At 37.6% G+C, this 21,662-nt stretch carries 16 protein-coding genes and 1 pseudogene; 7 read left to right on the forward strand and 10 right to left on the reverse strand.

The window, feature by feature from the left end; all coding sequences use genetic code 11:
• Nucleotides 1-161: 161 nt before the first annotated feature.
• Nucleotides 162-2,192 carry a WD40 repeat domain-containing protein gene (locus V7127_RS21950; RefSeq protein ID WP_335489610.1) on the reverse strand — a complete coding sequence of 677 codons (2,031 nt, stop codon included), beginning with the start codon at nt 2,190-2,192 and terminating at the stop codon, nt 162-164.
• Between the two features lie 261 nt (nt 2,193-2,453).
• Between V7127_RS21950 and V7127_RS21955 the strand changes: the two genes are divergently transcribed.
• Entirely contained in the window at nt 2,454-5,015 is a 2,562-nt protein-coding gene (locus tag V7127_RS21955) for an Ig-like domain-containing protein (protein ID WP_335489613.1), read from the forward strand.
• A gap of 148 nt (nt 5,016-5,163) precedes the next feature.
• Here V7127_RS21955 and V7127_RS21960 read toward each other — a convergent pair whose 3' ends face one another.
• The 3 genes and pseudogenes from V7127_RS21960 to V7127_RS21970 all read right to left on the reverse strand — a co-directional run bounded on the left by V7127_RS21960 (nt 5,164) and on the right by V7127_RS21970 (nt 8,565).
• Entirely contained in the window at nt 5,164-5,310 is a 147-nt protein-coding gene (locus V7127_RS21960; protein WP_335489616.1) for a hypothetical protein, read from the reverse strand.
• A 201-nt stretch (nt 5,311-5,511) separates the two neighbouring features.
• Nucleotides 5,512-5,993 (reverse strand): annotated as a pseudogene (gene tnpA / locus V7127_RS21965) (IS200/IS605 family transposase).
• A 250-nt stretch (nt 5,994-6,243) separates the two neighbouring features.
• Nucleotides 6,244-8,565 (reverse strand): hypothetical protein, encoded by a 2,322-nt coding sequence (locus V7127_RS21970; protein WP_335489619.1) that lies wholly within the window; start codon nt 8,563-8,565, stop codon nt 6,244-6,246.
• A 499-nt stretch (nt 8,566-9,064) separates the two neighbouring features.
• Here V7127_RS21970 and V7127_RS21975 point away from each other — a divergent pair, with 499 nt between their 5' ends.
• The 3 genes from V7127_RS21975 to V7127_RS21985 are packed head-to-tail and all read left to right on the forward strand — an operon-like array spanning nt 9,065 to nt 11,055.
• Nucleotides 9,065-10,051, forward strand: coding sequence for an Ig-like domain-containing protein (locus V7127_RS21975; RefSeq protein WP_335489622.1), 987 nt, complete (start codon nt 9,065-9,067; stop codon nt 10,049-10,051).
• Entirely contained in the window at nt 10,052-10,783 is a 732-nt protein-coding gene (locus V7127_RS21980; protein ID WP_335489625.1) for an Ig-like domain-containing protein, read from the forward strand.
• On the forward strand, nt 10,783-11,055 hold the full coding sequence (locus tag V7127_RS21985; RefSeq protein WP_335489628.1) for a hypothetical protein: 273 nt from the start codon (nt 10,783-10,785) through the stop codon (nt 11,053-11,055). Before V7127_RS21980 ends, V7127_RS21985 begins: the two co-directional genes overlap by 1 nt.
• A gap of 252 nt (nt 11,056-11,307) precedes the next feature.
• On the opposite strand, the gene V7127_RS21990 is transcribed toward V7127_RS21985, so the two are convergent.
• The 3 genes from V7127_RS21990 to V7127_RS22000 all read right to left on the reverse strand — a co-directional run bounded on the left by V7127_RS21990 (nt 11,308) and on the right by V7127_RS22000 (nt 15,680).
• Nucleotides 11,308-13,122, reverse strand: a complete 1,815-nt coding sequence (locus V7127_RS21990; protein WP_335489631.1) for a hypothetical protein — start codon at nt 13,120-13,122, stop codon at nt 11,308-11,310.
• 287 nt (nt 13,123-13,409) lie between these two features.
• Complete coding sequence (locus V7127_RS21995; protein WP_335489634.1) at nt 13,410-14,792, reverse strand: S41 family peptidase; 1,383 nt, start codon at nt 14,790-14,792, stop codon at nt 13,410-13,412.
• 135 nt (nt 14,793-14,927) lie between these two features.
• The gene (locus V7127_RS22000; protein ID WP_335489638.1) at nt 14,928-15,680 is read right to left on the reverse strand and encodes an NUDIX hydrolase; all 753 of its coding nucleotides are present in this window, start codon (nt 15,678-15,680) and stop codon (nt 14,928-14,930) included.
• Nucleotides 15,681-16,469: 789 nt separating this feature from the next.
• On the opposite strand from V7127_RS22000, the gene V7127_RS22005 reads away from it, so the two are divergent.
• Nucleotides 16,470-17,888 (forward strand): short-chain fatty acid transporter, encoded by a 1,419-nt coding sequence (locus V7127_RS22005; protein ID WP_335489640.1) that lies wholly within the window; start codon nt 16,470-16,472, stop codon nt 17,886-17,888.
• A gap of 225 nt (nt 17,889-18,113) precedes the next feature.
• Here the strand turns inward: V7127_RS22005 and V7127_RS22010 are convergent, their stop codons facing one another.
• The 3 genes from V7127_RS22010 to V7127_RS22020 form a co-directional block, all read right to left on the reverse strand.
• Nucleotides 18,114-18,263, reverse strand: coding sequence for a hypothetical protein (locus V7127_RS22010; protein ID WP_335489643.1), 150 nt, complete (start codon nt 18,261-18,263; stop codon nt 18,114-18,116).
• Between the two features lie 126 nt (nt 18,264-18,389).
• Nucleotides 18,390-19,364 (reverse strand): nuclease-related domain-containing protein, encoded by a 975-nt coding sequence (locus tag V7127_RS22015; RefSeq protein WP_335489646.1) that lies wholly within the window; start codon nt 19,362-19,364, stop codon nt 18,390-18,392.
• A 58-nt stretch (nt 19,365-19,422) separates the two neighbouring features.
• Nucleotides 19,423-19,575: a hypothetical protein gene (locus V7127_RS22020; RefSeq protein WP_335489648.1), complete on the reverse strand. Its 153-nt coding sequence runs from the start codon at nt 19,573-19,575 to the stop codon at nt 19,423-19,425.
• Nucleotides 19,576-19,800: 225 nt separating this feature from the next.
• Between V7127_RS22020 and V7127_RS22025 the strand changes: the two genes are divergently transcribed.
• Together V7127_RS22025 and V7127_RS22030 are read left to right on the forward strand one after the other, a co-directional pair.
• Nucleotides 19,801-20,427 (forward strand): hypothetical protein, encoded by a 627-nt coding sequence (locus V7127_RS22025; protein WP_335489651.1) that lies wholly within the window; start codon nt 19,801-19,803, stop codon nt 20,425-20,427.
• Between the two features lie 200 nt (nt 20,428-20,627).
• Nucleotides 20,628-21,512 carry a helix-turn-helix domain-containing protein gene (locus V7127_RS22030; RefSeq protein WP_335344533.1) on the forward strand — a complete coding sequence of 295 codons (885 nt, stop codon included), beginning with the start codon at nt 20,628-20,630 and terminating at the stop codon, nt 21,510-21,512.
• Nucleotides 21,513-21,662: the final 150 nt, after the last annotated feature.

The raw sequence follows: 21,662 nt of genomic DNA on the forward strand, positions 1-21,662 counted from the left end.
GGAATATATTAAAGTAATTTTCTACCTGATTAAATGCAAAAAATATGCCAACTGGTCATGATTTTGGTTATAGAGGATAAAAATAGAAAACGATATTTCGTTCCTACCAGTAAATTAGTAATAAAAAAATCAACCTACCAAAAATAGGTTGATTCATAGTATTATTGATTGATTTCATACTTCCATAGATCTGCTTGATTACGGAAGTATAGATCTCCTTTTGAATCTTGAGCCAGCTCATAAGCCCCTTCCTCCATTAGAGTTTCCACTTCCAATGTCTTCCGGTCAGCCTTGAAAAGCTTTCCTTCTACTGTTCCATAGATATCCCCATCAATACCTTCTATTATTTTCGCATTACGGAAACGTCCTGAAATTAACTCTAGTATTTGCTTCGTTCTTATTTCTTTCGTATCTGGATTGTAGGATACTAATGTTCCATCTGCCATTGCCCAGATTGTACCCTCTTTGTCTGCTATTAAACCTGTAATCATGCTAGCATGCAAAGGTAAATGAATATATTCTTTTTCCTCAGGATAATCAGGTCTAAATCGGAAAAACCTTGCTCCACGTTCATTTACTTGGTAGTTTGCGTGAATCGAAGTGCCTCCGTAAATAAATTCTTTATGATGTAAGAAGGAAACAAGACTTTGATTGTAAATATAATTTTCATAGACTTCCTGTCTATCCTCTTTTAAATCGTAGACAGCTAACGCACCACCACCTAAGCTTGTTTCCGGATATGTTCCGACAAACACCTTATTAAGTTTTGGAACTGCGGTAATAGCCGTAGAACGTTCCTGGCCGAATTCACCAAGTCGCATAATCTCTCTTGGATTAGTTAAACTCCAAGGCTGAGATAGATCCAGTTCTAGCACTCGGGATTTTGGATAAGCACCAATATATAGCTTATCCCCCATAATAGTCATGGATTCAATTTGACTAATATCCTGATGAAGTACGGATTGATTAGTATTTGTATTATAAATAGCTAATCCACCGGACATGTAACCATTTATAAAAATATGCTCTCTTTTTTCATCATGAATCATTGTGTATAGCGTTACTGGCTGAGGTGGTAACTCAAGTTTTGTAATCTCGTTATAACCTGTCTCTAAATTGTACTTTAATACATTTCCAGCATTATCAATTAATCCTACAAGTGTAAACCCTGGATAATTCTCATCATTTAGTTCAACAAAATCTAGTGTCAGCATCTCAGTTCCCGTCAATAAAGTAACGCCTAAATCAATATGCTCTTTATTTATTAAATCATACTTATAAAGGCTGTTATGCTTAGAATAATAAACGGCATCCTCGTTTGGGGACACTAATGAAATGGTTCTAGAATTCAGTTCCATTTCATCAACCTTTTCTAAAGTCCCCTTATCCAAAACAACCAATCGATTCGATGGATCCATTCGTGCATATATTTCATTTCCGATTAAACGAATATCACGAACATATTTATCATTCTTATATTCTTCTGGAAGAAATGCTGTTTTCTTTTTCGTTTTTAAATCAAACTTTACTAAATCCGCCTTGGATCCCACACCTATATATAAGGTGTCGTTCTCTTGATCATAGGCAATGGACTTAGCAAATTCCTTCCTATATAAAGCTTGCCCATAGTTCACTAACTCATCCATATACGAATCATATTTAAATACAGAGCCACCGTAAGCAGTCGAACCGAATACAACGCCGTCTATTACATCTAAATCTTGAATGGCGGTATCCTTCGGTAATGTTAGTTTATTTCCGTGATCTCGAAACTCTTCAGTATTTGGATTATAGCTATATACATTCCCGTCCGTTGTTCCCCCAACCCAAACGGTTCCATCTTCATCCACATCAAGTCCCCACGCACTTGTAGAATTAGACAGCGTATATGTATTCCTTAATTCATTGCTGTTCAAGTCCACAACTGCTAAAGCAGACGGGGTACCGTGCATCACAAAATACATATAAGGATTCCCTTGCTCATCTGTACCAGCTGCTGAAGTTAAAGCTGATGTTTGAAACACCTGTGGTCCAAGCAAACTTGCATAAACCTTTTCATCTTCGATTATTTCTCCATCTTTACTCTCAAATTCATTTTCATAATCACCTTGGTTCTCAGCAAATCCCTTTGTTTGTCCAAATGACAAGAATAGAGGCAGTATCACTAAGAGCATTAATATCTGTCTTCTCATCCAATCTTCTCCCTTCTAGAATAGTATAGCAAAAATTACAGTATCAGGAAGGTTTTTCCTACCCTTAATAAAATTCAATTAAAAATCTATTGAAAACTAGCTTTTCAAAGAATAATGGTAAAATGTTCTAATAATATCTATTTTTATGAAACTATTTCCACTAAACTTTTGTCTATTTATCTAGAATCTTTTACAATAGTAATATGACAAATTCATTATGTTACCACAAATTCCATTTATTTCATATCAGGAGGTTTATTCATGAAAAATAAGAAATCGATAAAAATAATTAGCGCTTCTGTGGTTGCAGCTTCCGCTTTTGTGTCAACCGTTTCTACTGGAACAGAGGCAGCTACAGTAAGCCAAGCAGATAAGCTTATCCAAACGGCTAAAGCGGCTGGAACTGTGTTAAAATGGGCGATTTCTATAGAAGGGACGGCTGACGGGAAGTCGCGTCCTTGGGCGGCTTATAACAATGCAAAAGCAGCTTATGACAATGCAGTTAAAGCCGTTAATACGTTACCAGCAGCCCAAAAGAATAAATATTTGGCTGAACTGGACCAAGAAGTAAAACTTCATATCGATCGTACAATGCGGTATATTGATGCCATTACAGCCGGGGAAAAGATTAAAGAAAAACAACAAACATTGGCTTATCAACTGGACATAAACACGATCAATGATCAAACAGAGAAAGCCTATCATGAGCTTTCAACAGAAATTCGCAAACAAGCGATTCTTCTGGATCGTGTGTATGGTCAAACAACACGTGACCTAATTCGCTCTCAGTATAAACAAGCAGCCGAAAAAGTGCGTGATAATGCAAAATATGCTGTTACAGTGAAAATTGAAATTGACTTAGCTGCTAAAGCATTGGCAGCTAAAAATACTGCAACAGCCGATAAGCATATTGCAGAGGCAAAAAAATACTTAAATAATGTAGACAATGCTGTTATTAAAAAGGGATTAACGGATCGATTAAATTCATTAGGTGTAACGCTTACTCCAAAGGTAGAAAAAATCAGCGCAGCTGAGCCAAAACGGATAAAAGTGGATTTCAACAAAGCAATGCTTACCGGATATGGAACAAATGGGGCTGAAAACACATCCAACTATACTGTTAGCGGCAGATCAATTAAAAATGTTAAGCTTTCAGAAGATAAAAAATCTGCTCTAATAGAATTATATGACCCGCTTTATACTAATTCTGCTTATTCCGTTACAGTGAAACGCAATATCCAAACAGCTGCATATGAGACATTAGGCAGCAACGACTTCGTCACTTCATTTACGTTTTCTGATAACACTAAACCTACTGTTACATTCGTAACAACTGATTCGAAGGGAAATCTTGAGATTAAATTCTCAGAAATGATTGATGCAAACTCACCAATAAGTGTTACTCTCAATGGAAAAGCAGCTAGTATTAATACACTTTATGATGATACAGATACGGCTGTTATACCAAAAGCAGAACTTGATCGCCTAGGGTTACAAAAAGGAAAGAACTATTCTATCGTAGTTACTGGTGCTAGAGATCTCGTTGTCTACTCACCAAATACGATGAATAAGTATAGCGGCACATTTCACTATAACTCTTTAGCTGATACTTCGCTCCCAGTGGTAAGAAGTATACAGACAAAAGGTGAGCGAACGTTCACTATTGAATTTAACGAAACTCTTATTGATCTTACTGCTAGCCATCTTGTAATTACAAAAGGCAATTCACCCATTCGCCCTACATCTATCAAAGACATTTCAGGGAATAAAACAAAGTTTGATATCGAGTTACCAATTTCAGTTTATGGGACAAACGAGAGCTCTGTTCGATTGAATGTACAAGTGAAGGATTATAAGGACCTAGCTAATAATGTTGGGCAGGCAACTGATCATACAGTAAACTTGACGAAAGATGTAGAACCTCTTAAGCTTATACGTGCAAGTTATGATAATAAGGCAAATGAGTTTCATATATTTTTTGACAAACCATTAAAGACTGGAACACCTTTACCAGCGAACATTACCGCTTATGATCCAGATGGGAACCCATTTACACCAAAGCTTAAGCCGAACAATGACAACAAAATGATCATTGATGCAAAATTACTTCCTGATGGGGATTATACTTTTAATGTTAATGAGGGAACAGTTAAAGATAATTCGAGCTCCCAAAATGGAAATGAATGGTTTACAACTTCAATTACAAAAAGAGAGGACATGGAAAAGCCAAAGGCTACAATCCTTGCATCATTAGTAAATGGTCAATTCAAAGTCTCATTTAACGAGCCAGTGTCAGAGGAGTCAGCTACATTACATTCAAATTATCAATTAAATAATATATCGTTACCTGCAGATACCCAGTTTGACTTAAGCAGTGACAAAAAACTCGTCACTATTACCTTACCTGAAGGTCATATTGAAAAATCTGGAACGTATACTCTTAAAGTTACAGGTGTGAAAGATCCTTCAGGTAATGTAATGGCTAGTACCTCACTCGCTATTACTATTAATGAAAATAAACAACCTGAGCTTTTGACTGCAGCACTTGTAGGTAATAATATAAAGCTTACATTCTCAGAAAATATTACGCTTCTAGATAACGGAAAAACTAGTTTTGATATAACGATTGATAATGAACTAGTTGCTGTAAGTGAGTATAAAATAGAAAGCAACCCTAGCAACAAAAGAGAAATTTTTATTTCTCCTGTAAATGATAGTGAGCTATTTAAATCTAGAAATATTTCAATCCAAACAAAGAATAAAGCAACAATTAGAGATGGTACTGGAAATTCCATTAAAGCTGGAATTAAGAAAGAGATTTAGGAAACTTACCTATTTCTGCTTCACATACTTGTTCCAAGAAAATTTTCTCAAAGAGATGAGAGTTAACTGCATATATAGTTAACTCTCCTTTTTTACACTTTTTTGATTGTTGTCTTCTGATTTCTGATTTTTTTCTGATTTATCTTCCTCACTTTGTAGCCTTCCAACTAAACTTTCCAATTTGAATCTTTACAGATAATAATGATGTAAATTTCAATACAATAAATGGTTTACTTAAAACCACAATTTCCAACTCTTTCCAAATCAGTAATGGTGGGGAAAAATGAGTACGCATTTGCAAATCTCCTATTTGATTAAAGGCAGTCTACTATTAACTGCTAGGAAACTTATTCTTTTCCGATTAATAAAAACCACCCGTGATAACGGGTGGTTTTCTCTGCGGCTGAAAGCCTTTGTTACTGACCAAGCCCTAAAGGGCCACTGAAAGGTTTGCCAATTGTACTACTTATACTGGCCAGGCCTCAAAGGCCTTTACCTATCTTTTTTTCTTTTTCTTTACCTCTTCACCTGTGAATGGATCAATATATTCCATAAACTTAGTTGTTCTGCGACTATATCATCTTGTATTTGATTTCGTATATATTCTTCTATTACCTTCTTGTTTCTTCCTACCGTGTCTACATAATAACCTGTACACCAAAATTTTCGGTTCCTATAACGATATTTTAAATTCGCATGTCGATCAAAAATCATTAAACTACTTTTACCCTTTAAATATCCTACAAAATTGGACACACTTAACTGAGGCGGTATACTTACTAACATATGTACATGATCTTTACATGCTGTTGCTTCAATAATCTCTACACCTTTTCTTTCACACAGTGTTCTCAGTATTTCATCTATGTCTTTTTTTATTTTCCCATAAATTATTTGTCTTCTATACTTCGGTGCGAACACAATGTGATACTTACAATTCCAAGTAGTATGTGCTAGACTATTAGTGTCTTTTGACATTTAAACTCCTCTGTATGCTGAAAAATTGGTTGGCGAACCAATTGTATTTTAGCACCACGGGAGAGTTTTTTTAATACCACGCTGAAAGCTTTTTAGAACCCTAGGCTAGGCCTAGGGTTTTCGTTTCCACAAAAAAAGCATCTCAAACTTGGTATTTAACCAGTTTGAGATGCTTCCTTATAACCATGCTTTAAAGCAATTAATCGCTATGCTTTTGACATGCTTAGGAGAGTGACTTGCACTTTCCTTATTAGTTTAAAGTATTAAATGTACTATTTGTTAATGATAGACCATCTTGGTTAGTAACACCAGTAATAGAGTGTAACTTAATAGTAGAAGAATGATCAAATTTATCATTAGCTTTAATAGGTGCACCTAAAGTGATAGTAACTGCATTTGTTTTGTTAGTAGATGAATCAATCTTTGTATTTTCTTTTCCTAGTTGGAATTGTAACTTTTCACCTTTAGCATCAACAAAAGTAATTGTTGCATTGCTTGCAAATGTAGCTTTATCTGTGTAGTCATTAGCACTTGTTACTTTAGTAACTGTGCTAAAAGTAAACGTAATATCTTCACCGAAGTCAAGTGCTCCTGTATTTGCAGCTACAACATCACCCGCTACTGTAAATGCTCCCTCCCAAATTGTAACATCTTCAGTTACATATATAGGAGTTGTGCTAGCTTTGCTGTCATATTGGCCAACAGTGAAAGTATTTTCTTTTCCAGCATTTAGATAAACACGTACTGTCCATCTACCATCTGAACCAATTTTCTCCTCATATGATGGAGTTCCTGCACCATCTACAGTAACTTTTACAAATTTCCCAGGCTCTCCTGTTCCTTTTAAATCATAATATTTCTGAGCAGTAGTAGGATTTACACGAACAGTTTTATTAGATTTACCTGGATTTGTAATTGTTAATACGTTAATGTCAACTTTTTCAACAATATTGAAATAGTTAGTTTTGTTATCAGGATCATAATCTACTGTAATCTTAGCGTGTTTTGTCAATGCTTTCTTAAACTCATCATAAGAAACAACTTTTCCTTCTACTTGGAAAAGATCTGTCTTTTTAAAGGACACTTTTTGTTCCACGCCAGTAGTATCTTCTTCAGCAGTGAAGTAATCTTTGTCATTATTTACTGATAGTACAGAAGCATCAGTGAATTCACCAGCTACATCTTCAATTACAATAGTGTCTCCGCTAGTATGAGTTTCACCAGTTTTAACATTTGTAACTTTAAGTGCGGCTTCACCAACAGCATCAGCTTTAACAACAACTGTTAAAACGCCATCTTTAGTTGTAGTAGAGTTAATAGGTGTAACAGCTGTACTATTTTCAGCTTTACCGTTAACAGTAACAATCTCTAGAATGCTAGCTTCTGTTAACTCAACTGTAACATCACCATAATATGCTTTACCGTCAGTATCTTTTAAGTTAAATACATACGTACGGTATTGTCCTACGTCTAATCTAACTTCGTCAGAAGAACCTGAGATAGGATCATTTGAAGCAGGCGCTTTAGGTGTAGTAAATGATTTTGTAGCTTCACCTTTATAAGATAGTGTATAAGTTTCATCATCTTTTAAAGGTGTTACTGTTAATGTAACAGATTTTTTATTATCACTTAATTTAGTTGATGTTACAGTTAATCCTTTATCAAAAGTAAAGTGAGTAACTGGAGCAACATCTAAAGCTTTTGTGAAATTAACTTGAACAGTTGTGTTATCTACACGCGAAACAGACACTACTGTTAAAGGTAATGCATCCACAACATCATTTAAATTCTTAGTTAATTCAGTCTTGAATTGTTTTACATTTTCTAAAGCGTACTCTGCTTTCGCAGCATGATCAACTGCTTTGTTAAAGTCTTTTTCTGCTGTGTATTTAGCAACTAAAGCTGCATGATCAAGTACAGTTACTTCGTTAACAACGCTTCTGTATAATGTTTCAGCAGGAGCTTTGAATTCTCTAAGGATACCGTCACGAGTAGATTGACCGTAAACTTTGTAAAGTAATTCAGCTTGCTTACGAATTTCAGCAGTTAACACATGGTAGCTTGATTGAACAGCTTTAAGATCAGCTGCTTTGATAGCTTTATCTAATGCTGCTTGCTTTTCTTTGATTTTCTCACCAGAAGTAAGAGCATCAATGTAGCCTTGTGCACGTTTGATTTGAAGATCAGAATCTAAAAGGCGTGCTTCATAAACTGCTTTGTCAGCACCTTTTAATTTTGCAACTTCTGCTTTTGCTGCTTTGTTTGCTGCCTTAGCTGCATTGTATGCAGTGTAAGGACGGTCTACAAAGTTAGCAGTACCTTCTGTAGAGATTGACCATTGTAGAACTTTAGCAGTAGCTTCTGCTGCTTTAACTAATTGATCTACGTTCACAGCCGCATCAGCTTGGTTAGCTGGTGCTGCAGCAACGAATGCTGAAGCTGCGATAGCTGTTGATGTTGCTAGTTTAATAGCTTTCTTTTTCATAAACTTGTATTCTCCCTTCATGCTATGTAGTGCATTTTTTTTGTTAGCAATGAATAAACCAATGGTTGTATTTTCCTCTATATCCACCGCTTACCTAACTAGTAAAAAAGTATACCAAACTATTACCTTTAATGCAATAGTTACCAATGTATATTTTTTTTGGTAAGTGAAGATAGGCTTTCCAACTTTGGTTTATATATCATATGATAATATAAAGCTTGCTAAATTTCTACAATTTTTATCATATTTTTATTAATTTTGTAATATATTTACTGTTCCATTTACAATGCACACCCTTTAATTCTATGCAAGAATAAAAAAAAATTGCATATAAAATAAAAAAATGGTTTAATTAGAAAATTTTTCATGTATTTTTCCGTATTATTTGGTACACTAGGGGTAAGAAGGTTTTCTCCCAAATGGATGCTTTCTTTAACTTGTATAGTACGCTTGTACTAACCTTCGCTTCAGCGTTCAGGAAAAGCCGCCAATTATGGCGGCTTTTTCCTTTTTTCGGTGGAGAATTGTCGAATTTCGTTGTATAGTAAGACTAACGAAACATTACATATGAAGGTGGTTAATGACAATGAATACAGCCAAGGTGATGGGAGTTATTTTCATTTTGCTTCTATCTATAATAGGACCCGCGTTTCACAACCATGCCAGGGCCACTACTTATCCCGATGTTGTGAAGAGAATTCCTGCAGCAGGGGATCAGAATGTTCCGATCGATACAGACATTAAAATCGAGTTTAATAGCAACATTGTAAGCGTGTCCTCACAATATATAAGATTATATGAAAGAACAAATGGCACCTATTATGATTTTCCCATTAAAAATGTGCGGAAAGATGGACAAACGTTAATCATCGTTCCAGAGAATATGATGGACTTTAATAAAGAATACCTTGTTCAAATGAATGCTCCTGCGGTGGAGCTGCAAAACGGGACATACTACCAATCTCTTTCCTACTCCTTTCACACAAACTTCATTGATTTCTATGAACTGATGGTCGTGAACGAAGGAAGGCTGACGAATTTACTGGATGACTATGCGCCTAGGCAAATAAAAGCCTTCGCACCAGAGAGATATATAAATGAAATTAATATTATGCATAAGAAGCCCGGAGCGATGAAGGATGACCAAACCTCTTTCAGCGGGATCACGAATATTGATATTACAACGAAGAGTGATAATGTCGATACCGTACACGTTGACATTATGAGGAATGGAAAAGTCCTGCAAAAGGGATTTGCTGATCCTGTGCCTCCGAAAACAAAAGGGGCTGCGCAAAGGACATTGGTGTTTGATATCGGTTTTTCAAAGGTTCCTGACTTCTTTGATGTTCGTGTAACCGTTCAAAATAAAGATCAGAAAACGATCGATTCTAAAATAATTAAGTTTGCTACAGAAGAAGGCAAAATAATCAACTCCTATAAGGAATCCTTTAAGTACCAAACAGCTGGGAAGGGCTACACCTTTTATGAACTCCTGTCCAATGATAAATTGTTCACCACCCTCCTATCTGAAAGCTTAATGCAGGATATTAAGGTACAGGTTGAGGACAGGTAAATGAGAAGAGCATTCCTTCTTATTAGTATGGTTGCAATCATTGTCGTATTTCCTGGCATTCTGACAGGACAAGCTTCGATTGAAAAGGTTGTATTAGATGAGCGGACGATTAAGGATCCATTGAAGAACTGGTCCATCACTTTTACAGCACCAGTTAACAAGGGAACAGTTAAGAAGCAAAACTTCTATATTATAGATAAAAGTCAGAAGAAGCTGCAGACAAAACTGCGTCTCTCTGATGATGAAACTAAGGTAACGATTACACCTGAAACTTCTTATAAAGAAGGCGTTCAATATTATCTATACATTAAAGGGAATGTAAAAACGGGTAAGAGTACGTTTTTGAATGAACAAACGGTTTTGCCTTTTAGGCTGGTTTCAAAAGAGAGCACCAATAAAGTGACAAGCAGTCCGACAAAAACTGACAATCGACAAGTTTCAACAAACATTAATAAAGGTGACCCTAGTCCTAATACCGCCCCAAATTCAACCCAGAAAGATACGAAGTTGGTGAGTACCCAGACCAAACGCCATTCACACTTTGTTGAAATCTCCGTTAAAGTTAGCGACCAGGTGGCGAAGGTGAAGGCAGGCAGTGATGAATTTGAATATAAGGGAAATAACCAATTTGTCCTTTACAAACCAGACCTTATAAAAGGCGAAAAGCTGACCATCAAAGGGTACAGCAAATCCAATAAGGTGCTGGAGACAAAGGAGATCGTGATTCCGTAATGGCAAAAAAGGCTCTTATCAATACGTTCATTTTTACCCTGATTATCATTAACCTGATTATCTGGCCTATGCTTTTTAGTGAGTTCAAAGAGGGAAATAAAGTTGCTGGTGAACAAGGCAAATCTCAAGAGACGGTCATAGATGAGGATTCCCATGATTCGACAGAAACCGAGTCTAATAGTGAAGTCACCGAATCAGGTGAGGAAAATGAAGATTTACCTCAGGCAGATCAGAAAGAAGAAAATATTTTCAAAATTCTTCGGATTGAATGAAACCTTTTTGATAGTCAAAACGTCTTATAGATGGACACTAGTAATGGATTGTTCCAATGGCTAGTGCTTACCTAACTGGGCAGAGTTATCTGCCGAACTTTTGTCAGTATCCTGAATTGAGGGTGCTGGCTTTTTTTGTTTTATTTTTAATACACTGGGTGACCAACTTCAGCCTATTATTAAACCTCTCCAACTAGAAAAACCCCGGTAGTTATGATCCATCTACCGGAGCTGCATATATTATTCAATAACCTAAACCGGACTGTGAGTTGCCGTTGGGGCGACTTCCACAACTGCAGGATGGTCCGTTTCTTCATTTCTCATTTCTACCTTGTTATCGTCTTTTAATTGTGGTGTTCTTTCATCATTCCCTGACTTTTGCCTTTCGAGCAGACCTAACAGAAGATTAATCCCATTTTCCCGTTGATTCGCGTTTTCTTTTCTTGCCTGATCTTTATTCCCTTGGTCTATCTTCTCGGAATTATTAACAGGCTTGGGCTCTTGAGGTTTTTGACCTTGATTATCATTGTCCTCTTTGTTCTCTTTGTTATCATTGCCTTGTTCTGGTTTACCTTGCCCTGGATTTGCAGGATTTTCTTTTTCTGGCTTACCCTGACCTGGGTTATCTTTGTTTTCTTGATCCTTTCCTTTCTCTAGCTCCTGATCACCCTTTTCGGATTCCTCTTCGTTTTCATTCCCGTCTTCCTCTTCATTATCTTCTTCTAGCCCTTCTTTATCTTTATCAGCAGTCTCTTCTTTGTCCTCTCCATCTTCTTCAGCTTCTTCGCCCTCTGGCTTTTCCTCTTCTACTACCTCATCCTCACCTTCACCAGTTTCTTGCTCCTGATCAAGCTCTGCCTTAGCTTCCTTCTCTAACTGCTCTTTTTCCCTTTCCTCTGCTTCCTTTGCAAGCCTTTCTTTTTCTAACTTTGCTTTCTCTTCTTCTTGCTTAATTTCTTCGTCTAGCTCAAGAATTGCTTTTTCAATGGCGGACATGTCTTTGTTATCAAGGGTTATTTTTTCAATGTCTTTGACGACACCTGCTAACTTTTCTAATAATAGCTGGATCTGCTCCTCTGATAAGTCAGTTGACTTCTCCAGATATTCTTTAAGTGCACCCATTCCTGCAAATAAACTGTCCTTTTGCTCTTGCAATGCTTTCATGTCGGCAATTTGCTGGTCAATTGCCGCGATTTGGTCATTTAATGCTGCGATTTGCGCTTTAATACTTTCTATTGTAGCTAACAACTCTTCATTTGCTTGTCGAAGTTCTTCCATGGCTGTTTGCAGTTCTACAGCATTATTATTCAGCTGATTAATTTGCTCCCCGGTAGTAGCTAGCTTTTCTTCCAGATTGCTAATAAATTCTTCCGTCTTAGCTTTTTCCGTATTCATTTGCAGTAAGATGTCCTCAAAAAACTGCGGCTCAAATTTACAATCTTGAATGGCCGCATCTTTTATTTCAAGAATGTATTCAATAATTTCATTTATTTCATCTAATTTTTCTTGAATTTGGTCCCGGGCTTTAGGAAAAACCTCTGTAATGATTTCTTCCAATTGTGTCACCATTTCATCAATCTCTTTAGTGATTTCTTCAAGCGCTTTTATTTCTTCCTCATTAGCAGTAATTGTGTTTTGAAGAATGGTCATTGTGTTTTCTAGTGCAGCGATTTCTGCCTCTAATTGGGCTTGGACCGCCTGAAGCCCTTCGATCGTGGTCACATCTGCACTGGATTCTTGGGCTGGAGGGCCGTCTTCTGTTTCCCCTACAGCTCCTTCTCCTGTTTCACCGTCTTTCTTCAGGCTGTCTAATTTCTTATTCATAGACTCCACGTCCAGTTCCGCCACTCTTCCTAAGGCCTCGTCCAATATGGCCTTCGCTTCCTCTTGAAGTACAACTGTACGATCTCGCATCTGTTCAATCGTCTGAGGAAAAATAAAGCACGCAGAAATATCCACTTCCTGTTCTTTAACTGAATTAAATTCGCTGTATGTAGGTGATACTAAATGCCCGCTACCTAATATCAGGGATGAAACAGCTACACTAGACGAAAAAGCCTTAAACATTCTTTTCCTTTGTTTTCTCTTATTACTCCTATGTCGAGAAGACCTTGGCACCAATGTGATGTCCTCCTTTTTTATTCGTTATATAGAACAATTAGTCTAAAAAAATAAGCAACTTGAACATGCCCATTGAATTATATTCTATATTATACAATAAATAATCTGAATTTTAAATAGAAAACGAACATTTTTTTCTTTTTAAAGAACATATAGTTTGGTAATGGCCCTCTTCCTTGTTCTCAATAACATTAGAAAACCCAGGATTTCTCCCGGGTTCACATAGCTATTTCTTATTTAACTGTTACCTCTAAATAAATTCCATTCTGCATTTGCTTCGCACTTTTGCTTGTCCATTTCGGATGGATCATGAGCAAATATTTCCCCTTTGATTGCAAATGCGCTTTCGGAGTGATAGTCATTTTATAATCATCCGCTATTTTCACATCAACCGGTACTTCCTTGCCGCCTAATTGAATAAGCTGTACGTCTCCGGCATTTAATTTAGACCAATCCATTTGCATGTTCATTTGAACGGTAAATGTTTTAGTTACCGGAACATCCTTTAGTGTAGGCAGCTTTTGATAGGTTGAGTGTTTCGCAAGTAGTTGATCTCTATGCGTGACGATTAATTCCTCTCCCACGGCCGTTTCAATATTTGGAGTGACTCCTACTTCATGAACGGGAATCCCTTTCGGTGAAAAGAATCGTGCTGTTGTTAATTTTAACGTGCTGCTATCACTTAGTTGGAATAGGGACTGCATGGACCCTTTTCCAAAGGAAGTTTGTCCGTATAAGGTTGCCCCTTTTTGTTCTTTGACAGAGACGGCGACCATTTCAGAAGCACTTGCGCTATATTCATTGATGAGAATATGCGTTGGGATTGTAAACTTGACCTTTTGCGGAAGAGCCGCGTAAACCTCAGGCTGTTCTTTCTTGTATCTCAGTTGAAAGGCGTTCGTTACGTTAGGAAATAGGCCAGCTACTTCCTGAGCGGTGGAAACATAGCCTCCTCCGTTGTTTCGGAGATCGAAAATCCAGCCTTTTGCCCCCGGTAATTTTCCAATCGTATTCGTAATGTCCTCTGTTGCCTCTTGAGAGAAGCTGTGAAGGCGAATATAGCCGATATCCCCTCCGAGCATTTGATACTCGACATTCGGAATCCTGATCAATTCTCTAGTTAACGTCTTTGTGACCCTTTCATTTGTGTCGACTGAAATATATTGCAGCGTGACAGTAGTACCCGCTTCGCCCGTGATAATCGAAACGGCTTTTTGCACGGATTGTCCGGCTAAGCTCGTTCCATTGGCACCGATAATAATATCTCCTGCCTTCAACCCAGCCCGATCAGCTGGACCGTTTTGGATCACGGATATGATCTTGACTCCCTTTGGATCCTCATCCAGAACGATCCCAACTCCCACTAACTGCTGCTCAATGCCATTCGTAAATTGGTTAAACTCTTGAGCTGACATATAGACGGAATAAGGGTCCAAATGCTCCGTGATTTCCTTCGCAGTCGGCTTGGATAAAACCGATGCCGGCACGTCCTCTATGTAATATTCCTTAATCAAATCTCGTATTTCCTGGATTGGTTCAGCTGCCGAAACAGAAGTCACATTCGACAACAGCAATAAAACTAGCAAAAAACTAACATACTTTTTCAAATTCTCCATTGGTGCTCCCCCCTAGTTGTCAAACACCGTTCGCAGTCGTAACTGGAAGATTCGAGCACGTACGGCAGATAATGACATTATGTATTAAGTCCTATTTTAGTATATTTATGGATGGAATTATAGTTATATTTTTTCCTATGATTCTGTATACTTCACTAGAATCGGAGCTAGGTAATCAACCATCGGGGATGGCCGATTTTGGATGAAGGCTTCTACAGCTGATTTTTCAATAGGAACAAATAGAAGATCATCAAACTCTGGCTGCTGTCCCCTTTCTATTAAATGATGATTATGGGTAAGGAATCGGGCATGAACCTCTTCGGCTGTGTACTCAACAGATAGCTCATAGATAATTGCCCAAAAATCATGTGTACCTTTACGCTTTATGAATTTAGGAATAAAAGAGCGAGTGGATGGTGAGTGAATGTCTAATCCGAGCTCTTCTTTAATTTCTTTGCTGATATTTTTCTCTAAATTAAATGTTGTATCTTCTAGGTCCGATTCATCCAGTCCTCCTCCTGGAAATTGTAGGCGGCCAGGTGTAGAGGTTGTCTTATTCATTCGGCCAATGGCCATTTTTTTATCGCTCGTTATGACCGCGGCGCACGTATAAATGACTTTGCATGGCTCCTCGCAGTCTTCATGGTTTAGTGTGTATAGATAATGTTTATAGTCAGTCTTAACCACCGTAACGACAAGCTCCTCCTCCGTTTGCTCGATATCGGTAATCGTAAAGACTTCTCCGTTGCGTAAGGAGGGGTTCGATTTAGTTTGTTCTTGCCAGTAAAGTTCATGCTGCTGTCGGATTTCATGTGGCAGTTTGATAGGGATAGGAACCAGTTTTACTTTTACAATCGCGGGTGCTCTTTCAATAATTATTGGGTTCATGAGGGGGTTCCCTTCTTGGCATTTTTTAACTAGGGTTATAACTTCATATTACCCTTTGTGAGTGTGGTTGGGTGAAGTATTGGCGGTTTAAGTTTTAAGGTGAATTTTTAGCTAATTTATGAGGTTTCGTCTGCTAATTCGGGTAGATTGTCCGCCAAATGAAGCGCCTTGGCAGCCTACATGTAATTTGTCAGCCAAATATAGGGGTTTATCAGCCAAATTTGATGGTTTGTCAGCCAATTTAGGTAGTTTATCAGCCAATTCATGCAGTTTATCAGCCAATTTCCCAGAAGGGCAATAATTTATGCCTTTTTCTCAAGAGGATCAACTTACTCCAGCAGCGGTCATGCTGATATATTCTACAAAGGAGTGAAGACCTTTAACGTCTTTGAAGTCAATAGTGTAGTCGGATTTCTTCAATAAAGCAATCGATTCTCGAATAGCAAGCGGAAGCTCATGGTGAATACATAGTAAAAATTCGTCACTAAAGAATGATTCGCTACTTCAATAAAAGACTTGATGTCACGAAGTCCCATGATGACACTTCTCTCCCTTTATTCGATATTAGAATAAAGTATATTCTATTTATGAATTTTACTAATATTCAAACAAAATGTAAAATCTTCCTGAGAGCAATCATAGGGGGTAATGATATAAGCAAAGTAATAAACGCATTTTTGGAAGCGGTTTCAGTCTAATGAGGGAGAAGACAAAATCGAAGTTTATAGTTGTATCAGAGGTGGAAAGGTAAAATAAATAGTCAAAATTTCACGAAAGGCGTGACTCTTAATGAAGAAAGATAAAGTAAATACAGAGCAAGAAGGGCTTTTAGCTCGTATGGGCTTTTCACTCGCAAACTGGAGTGAGCGGTGGTTCCCAGACGCCTATATTTTCGCTGCAATTGCAGTCGTCTTGATCGCTATTATTGCATTATTAATGGGAAGGACTCCTGTCGAAATTGGAGTTGATTTCGGGACACACTATTGGGATTTAATCCCTTTTACTATGCAAATGGCCTTTATCATCATTACAGGTTATGTGGTCGCTTCTTCTAAACCGGTTCATAAGCTAATTGCTAAGCTTGCTGAAATCCCTAAGTCAGCAAAGGGAGCAGTAGCCTTTGTCGCCTTCTTTTCCATGTTTACGTCTCTCCTAAGCTGGGGTTTTAGCTTGATTTTTAGCGGAATTCTGATTAAAGAGATTAGCAAACGAGTAAAAGGTGTCGATTATCGGGCAATGGGCGCCGCGGGATTCCTTGGACTTGGAAGCGTTTGGGCATTAGGCCTTTCCTCTTCTGCAGCCTTATTAATGGCAACGAAAGCATCGATTCCTCCCGCTTTATACGAAATTAGTGGGACGATTTCCATGTCAGAAACCATTTTTACCTGGCAAAATTTAGTCATGATTGTCGTTCTCATTGTTTTATCCGTTTGGATTGCGTATGTGTCTGCCCCGGGTAAAGACAAAGCGAAAACTGCCGAAATGGCGGGAATTGATTATGGCAGAATAGGAAATCTTGATGAGACGAAGAAGAAAGCCGAGCGCCCTGGAGAGTGGTTTGAATACAGCCCAATCTTAAATCTAATATTAGTTGCGATTGGTTCAGTTTATATCATTCACGTCATATCAAAAACAGGACCGATCGCTGCACTGAATCTTAATAACTATAACTTTATGTTATTAATGATAGGTTTGCTTCTGCACTGGACACCTAGAAACTTCTTGAACTCAGTCGCTAATTCAGTGCCTGCTATTGGTGGTGTTCTCATACAATTTCCACTTTATGCTGGGATTTTCGGAATCTTAATGAACTCTGGACTGAATGATGTTTTAGTAAAATTCTTTCTTTCCATTTCAACAGAAAATTCATTTCCGTTCATTGCCGGTGTATACTCAGCCATATTAGGGCTTTTCCTCCCTTCAGGCGGGGGAAAATGGATCGTAGAAGCGCCGTACTTGCTTGAAGCCGCAAAAGAATTAAATGTCAGCATGGCCTGGATTGTGCAGGTATATAATGCCTCAGAAGCACTCCCGAACATGGTCAACCCATTCTTTATGCTACCTTTATTAGGTGTTTTGGGAGTTAAAGCAAGAGATCTCGCAGGATATTCTATTTTACAATTAATCTTCCACGCACCAGTTGTCCTTATACTAGTTTGGCTTCTGGCCAAAACCATGCCATATGTGGCTCCGGTATTTGCTGGATAATTCGGATTAAATTTTGTACCCCTTCTGTTTTGATTACAGTGGGGGTTTTTGTCTTTTTAGCGTAGTTGGTTTGTGGCAAGGCGCCTGTCCCCGTGGTGACAGCCTTCATTTTGGGTAAAATGCATTTTTAACCCTGGTTTTTTGCTAAAGAGCGCTATTTTTCATTGGAAGAGTGCTTTTATCAATTTTTTCTAAGAAATCTAGTGAAATTTCTCAAATTTGCTATTAAAAAATCTCCTCTGAGGAAGAATTGGTAGATTTATCAGCCAAATTTGGGCGTTTATCAGCCAATTTAGGTAGTTTATCAGCCAATTTAGGTAGTTTATCAGCCAATTTTGAGGGTTTATAAGCCAATTCAGCTGGTTTATCAGCCAATTCATAGTTTCCGGCCAATCCATACAGTCGGCAGCCCGTTCTGGGTGATCAACTAATTCCATACATGGTTTTCAGCAACTTTGTATCGGATTGGTCAACAAATTGGAATGGCTCAATGGCTGGTAGTCAAACCAAACACATCGGAATGGTATATCTCCTATTCCTCTTTTTTCCAAAGGATTCATCACAAACTGAAGTTAGTATTTTCCTAGCCACTGACTCTGATTCGATTCCCAGAAATGTTCTTAGTTCCATATTTGTAATAGTTGGTCCAAACAATAACGCGTAATCTTCAAGTGCTTGCAGATGGGCAGTGGGATCTGCCTGGTTACATCTCGTGCATTTCCAAGTCCCCCATTCTCTTCGCATGGAGAATGACAAACAGCTATTGCAATATACTCCAGTCACAATCTCCTCTTTTCCAATTTGGAACTTGGCCAGAATATCCTGATTAAAGGGTACATGTTTTTTTAATAGCAGCCGGAAAATGGCATTTAGCTCTTTTTTGGTTAAGAGGTTCGATTTGTGTTTTTTCTCAATCTCTTCAACTTTAAAGGGAAGTGCAGCTGAGTGGATTACATTTCTCAGCAGGTTGGAATATTGCGGATTCGTTTGTATCGTGGTCGATGGAGAACTGATGACTACAAATGGAATGATTGGAGCGGATGGAAACCGATGACTATTTAACCACAATCGAAGTTGACGGGTCTGTCTATTTGCTTGGGTGATCGGATCGGAATAGGCTTTACTTTCGTTTTGATTGGTGCGCAATAATTGATGGAATTCCTGGTCGAAAAACAAGGTCCCTGAGAAGTTTTTTGTTTCGAGGATTAAATGGAATTTCAGGGTAAGGATTAAGGTATCTATTTGGAAAAAACGCATTTTATGATCCTGTAATCTTAAACCGTGGAAAATGTAGTAGTTTTCAGACGGCAGGAAGGTTAAATGATAATCAAGCGCCTGCTCCCCGCGAAAACCCGCTTTCTTTTTTGCCAAATCTTCCGCTATTAATTGCTTTTTGGGATGAGCAGGCAGTATTCTCCTATCCAAAGCTTCCAATTTTCGTAATGTGATCGGCTTTTTTCTCTCTTTTTTAATCAATATGACACTCCTCTCTCGTATTTGAAGTTATTAATTCGATATTTTGTTGTGAATTCCTCTAAATGAATGGACCTTTTTTATTTGTCAGCCAGATTCGATAGTTTATCAGCCAATTATGCATGTTTATCAGCCAGATTTGGTAGTTTGTCAGCCAATTATGAAGGTTTATCAGCCAATTTAAGCAAGTTGTCAGCCAATTCCGTTTTGTCATCTTTTTAAGCGCGAATGGCCTCCCCCAAAACTGCCGCTTCCCGCCAAAAGGTATCTCTCCATATTCATTCATATTCGATAAAATGACAAATATTTCAAATAATATATTACTAATGTTTCAGAAAAAGGTTTCCCTGTATCAATCCTTTTTCCAATTTTTCTAAGAAACGCGTTTAGAAGGCATGAAAATCAATAAGATTAATACAATTTATTAGGGGGGATCAGCATGAAATGGAAACCAGATTGGCTTTTGCACGTTATTCTTGCATATGTAATGGTCAGCGGAATTACTTTCTGGCTGCCAGTGATTCGGGGGCTATTCGATGGCCGCTCCTATACATGGTCAGGCTGGCTTGGAATAGGAGGCAGCGGAATCACCGGGCACTATTGGCTCCTGCTGATTTTCACCGCATTGCTGATTACAGTCATTTTTCTCGGATGGAGAGGCGCCCGCAAGCCATTTCATTGGTTATTATTGCTGTGGTTTATCCTGTTGGTCACTGAATCAGGCTCGTGGTTTTTCTCCTCAGAAACTGTTCATTTTCGGGGGGACACATTAGGAACGGACATACCGGTAGGAAAAATCATTTTTCCTTTCGATCTTCTCTTTTTAGGCTTATCTATCCGATGGATGATCCGGGATATACGGACTCAACGATCCTACTTATATCCTTTATGGATAAAACCAAATCGAAATTTGCTGCTTTTCTCCCTCTGTCTTTTGCCGCTGCAATTCTTTATTCTAAGGTATTTTGACCAATATCCAATATATGATCAAATTGGGGTTATAGTAACGGTCTTTCAATGGATAGTATTGAATCTAGCATTTTATCCATGGAGAAACCGACCTTGAGAAATACTTACAGATCCATAAGTCTGTTGTATAATTAATAACTATATTACGATAGTAAATACTAATTCAATAATCGGCCGCTTTAAAAATAAAATTATCGAATACTATTGAATTTTCGAAATTTAGGTCACCTTTCCCTGTAAAAAGAGACAAGGAATATGTTACTATTGAATTAGAGATTGTTGAAATGAGGGATTTATATGAAGCTAGAGAAATATTTATTTGGAGAAATCCTCCAATCCTTTCGGCAATACAAAAACTTAACGGTAGAGGAATTAGCCGAAGGAATCTGCACAGTAGAAGAATTAATCTCATTCGAAAAAGAACGATCCTACCCCACCATAGATGTGCTCTATAAATTCTCGAAAAAGCTCGATATGGAGCTAACCTATTTTTTCGATATCGCTTCCAAGACAACTGTCCATTACCCAAATGCAGTTATTCAACTAATAGAAAAGTTTAAAAGAGATCGTAATTACGAAGCAATCAGCAATATCATTCAACAAGAAGAAGACAGCCCCTTATTTACTCAAAAATCCTTAAAGCAATATTTGATGTGGCATCAGGGAATTTGTTACTACTATTTGAATAGGAATGCTGATAATGCTTTTGATACTTTGAGTAAGGCCATCGCAATAACAAATCCAAAACGTGTATCTCTTTCTGAAAGGGAAATTGAAATTCTCACAAGTATTGGGATTATTTTTTATGAAATTAAAAATTATCGAAGTGCCGTGACCATTTTTCTTGAGGCCTTAAATAATATAGAAAATCTCCCACACATTTTAAATATGAAAGGGAAATTAAGGATTTTATTTGGCTTATCTCAAGCGTATACAAAATTAGATATGTATGAAGAATCTCTTTCTTATTGTTATAAAGGACTAAATCTCTGCTTTAACGAAGAGCTGCTTTATCTCTTAAATGAATTTCATTACCAAATTGGACATAACTACGTTCAACTGGGGGAAGTTGAAAAAGGAAAACACTATTTAGACGAGTGCCTTCACCTGTTAAAATTGGAGAAAAAGACAAAATTACTAAGTATTATGGAAAGTGAGATTGCTAATCTACTTAACTCTTGATACAATCTATTTAACTTAAAAATATGGTAAAGCTGGTGAAAATATGAAAAAACTTTTAAAAGTATCTGCACTATCATTATCCATCTTAGGACTGGGTGCTTTCGGTTCTAATATTAACTTGGCTGATTACCCTACTCAACATAGCATTGG

The sequence above is a fragment of the Bacillus sp. JJ1773 genome (assembly GCF_036962035.1).
Taxonomy (GTDB): domain Bacteria; phylum Bacillota; class Bacilli; order Bacillales; family Cytobacillaceae; genus Cytobacillus.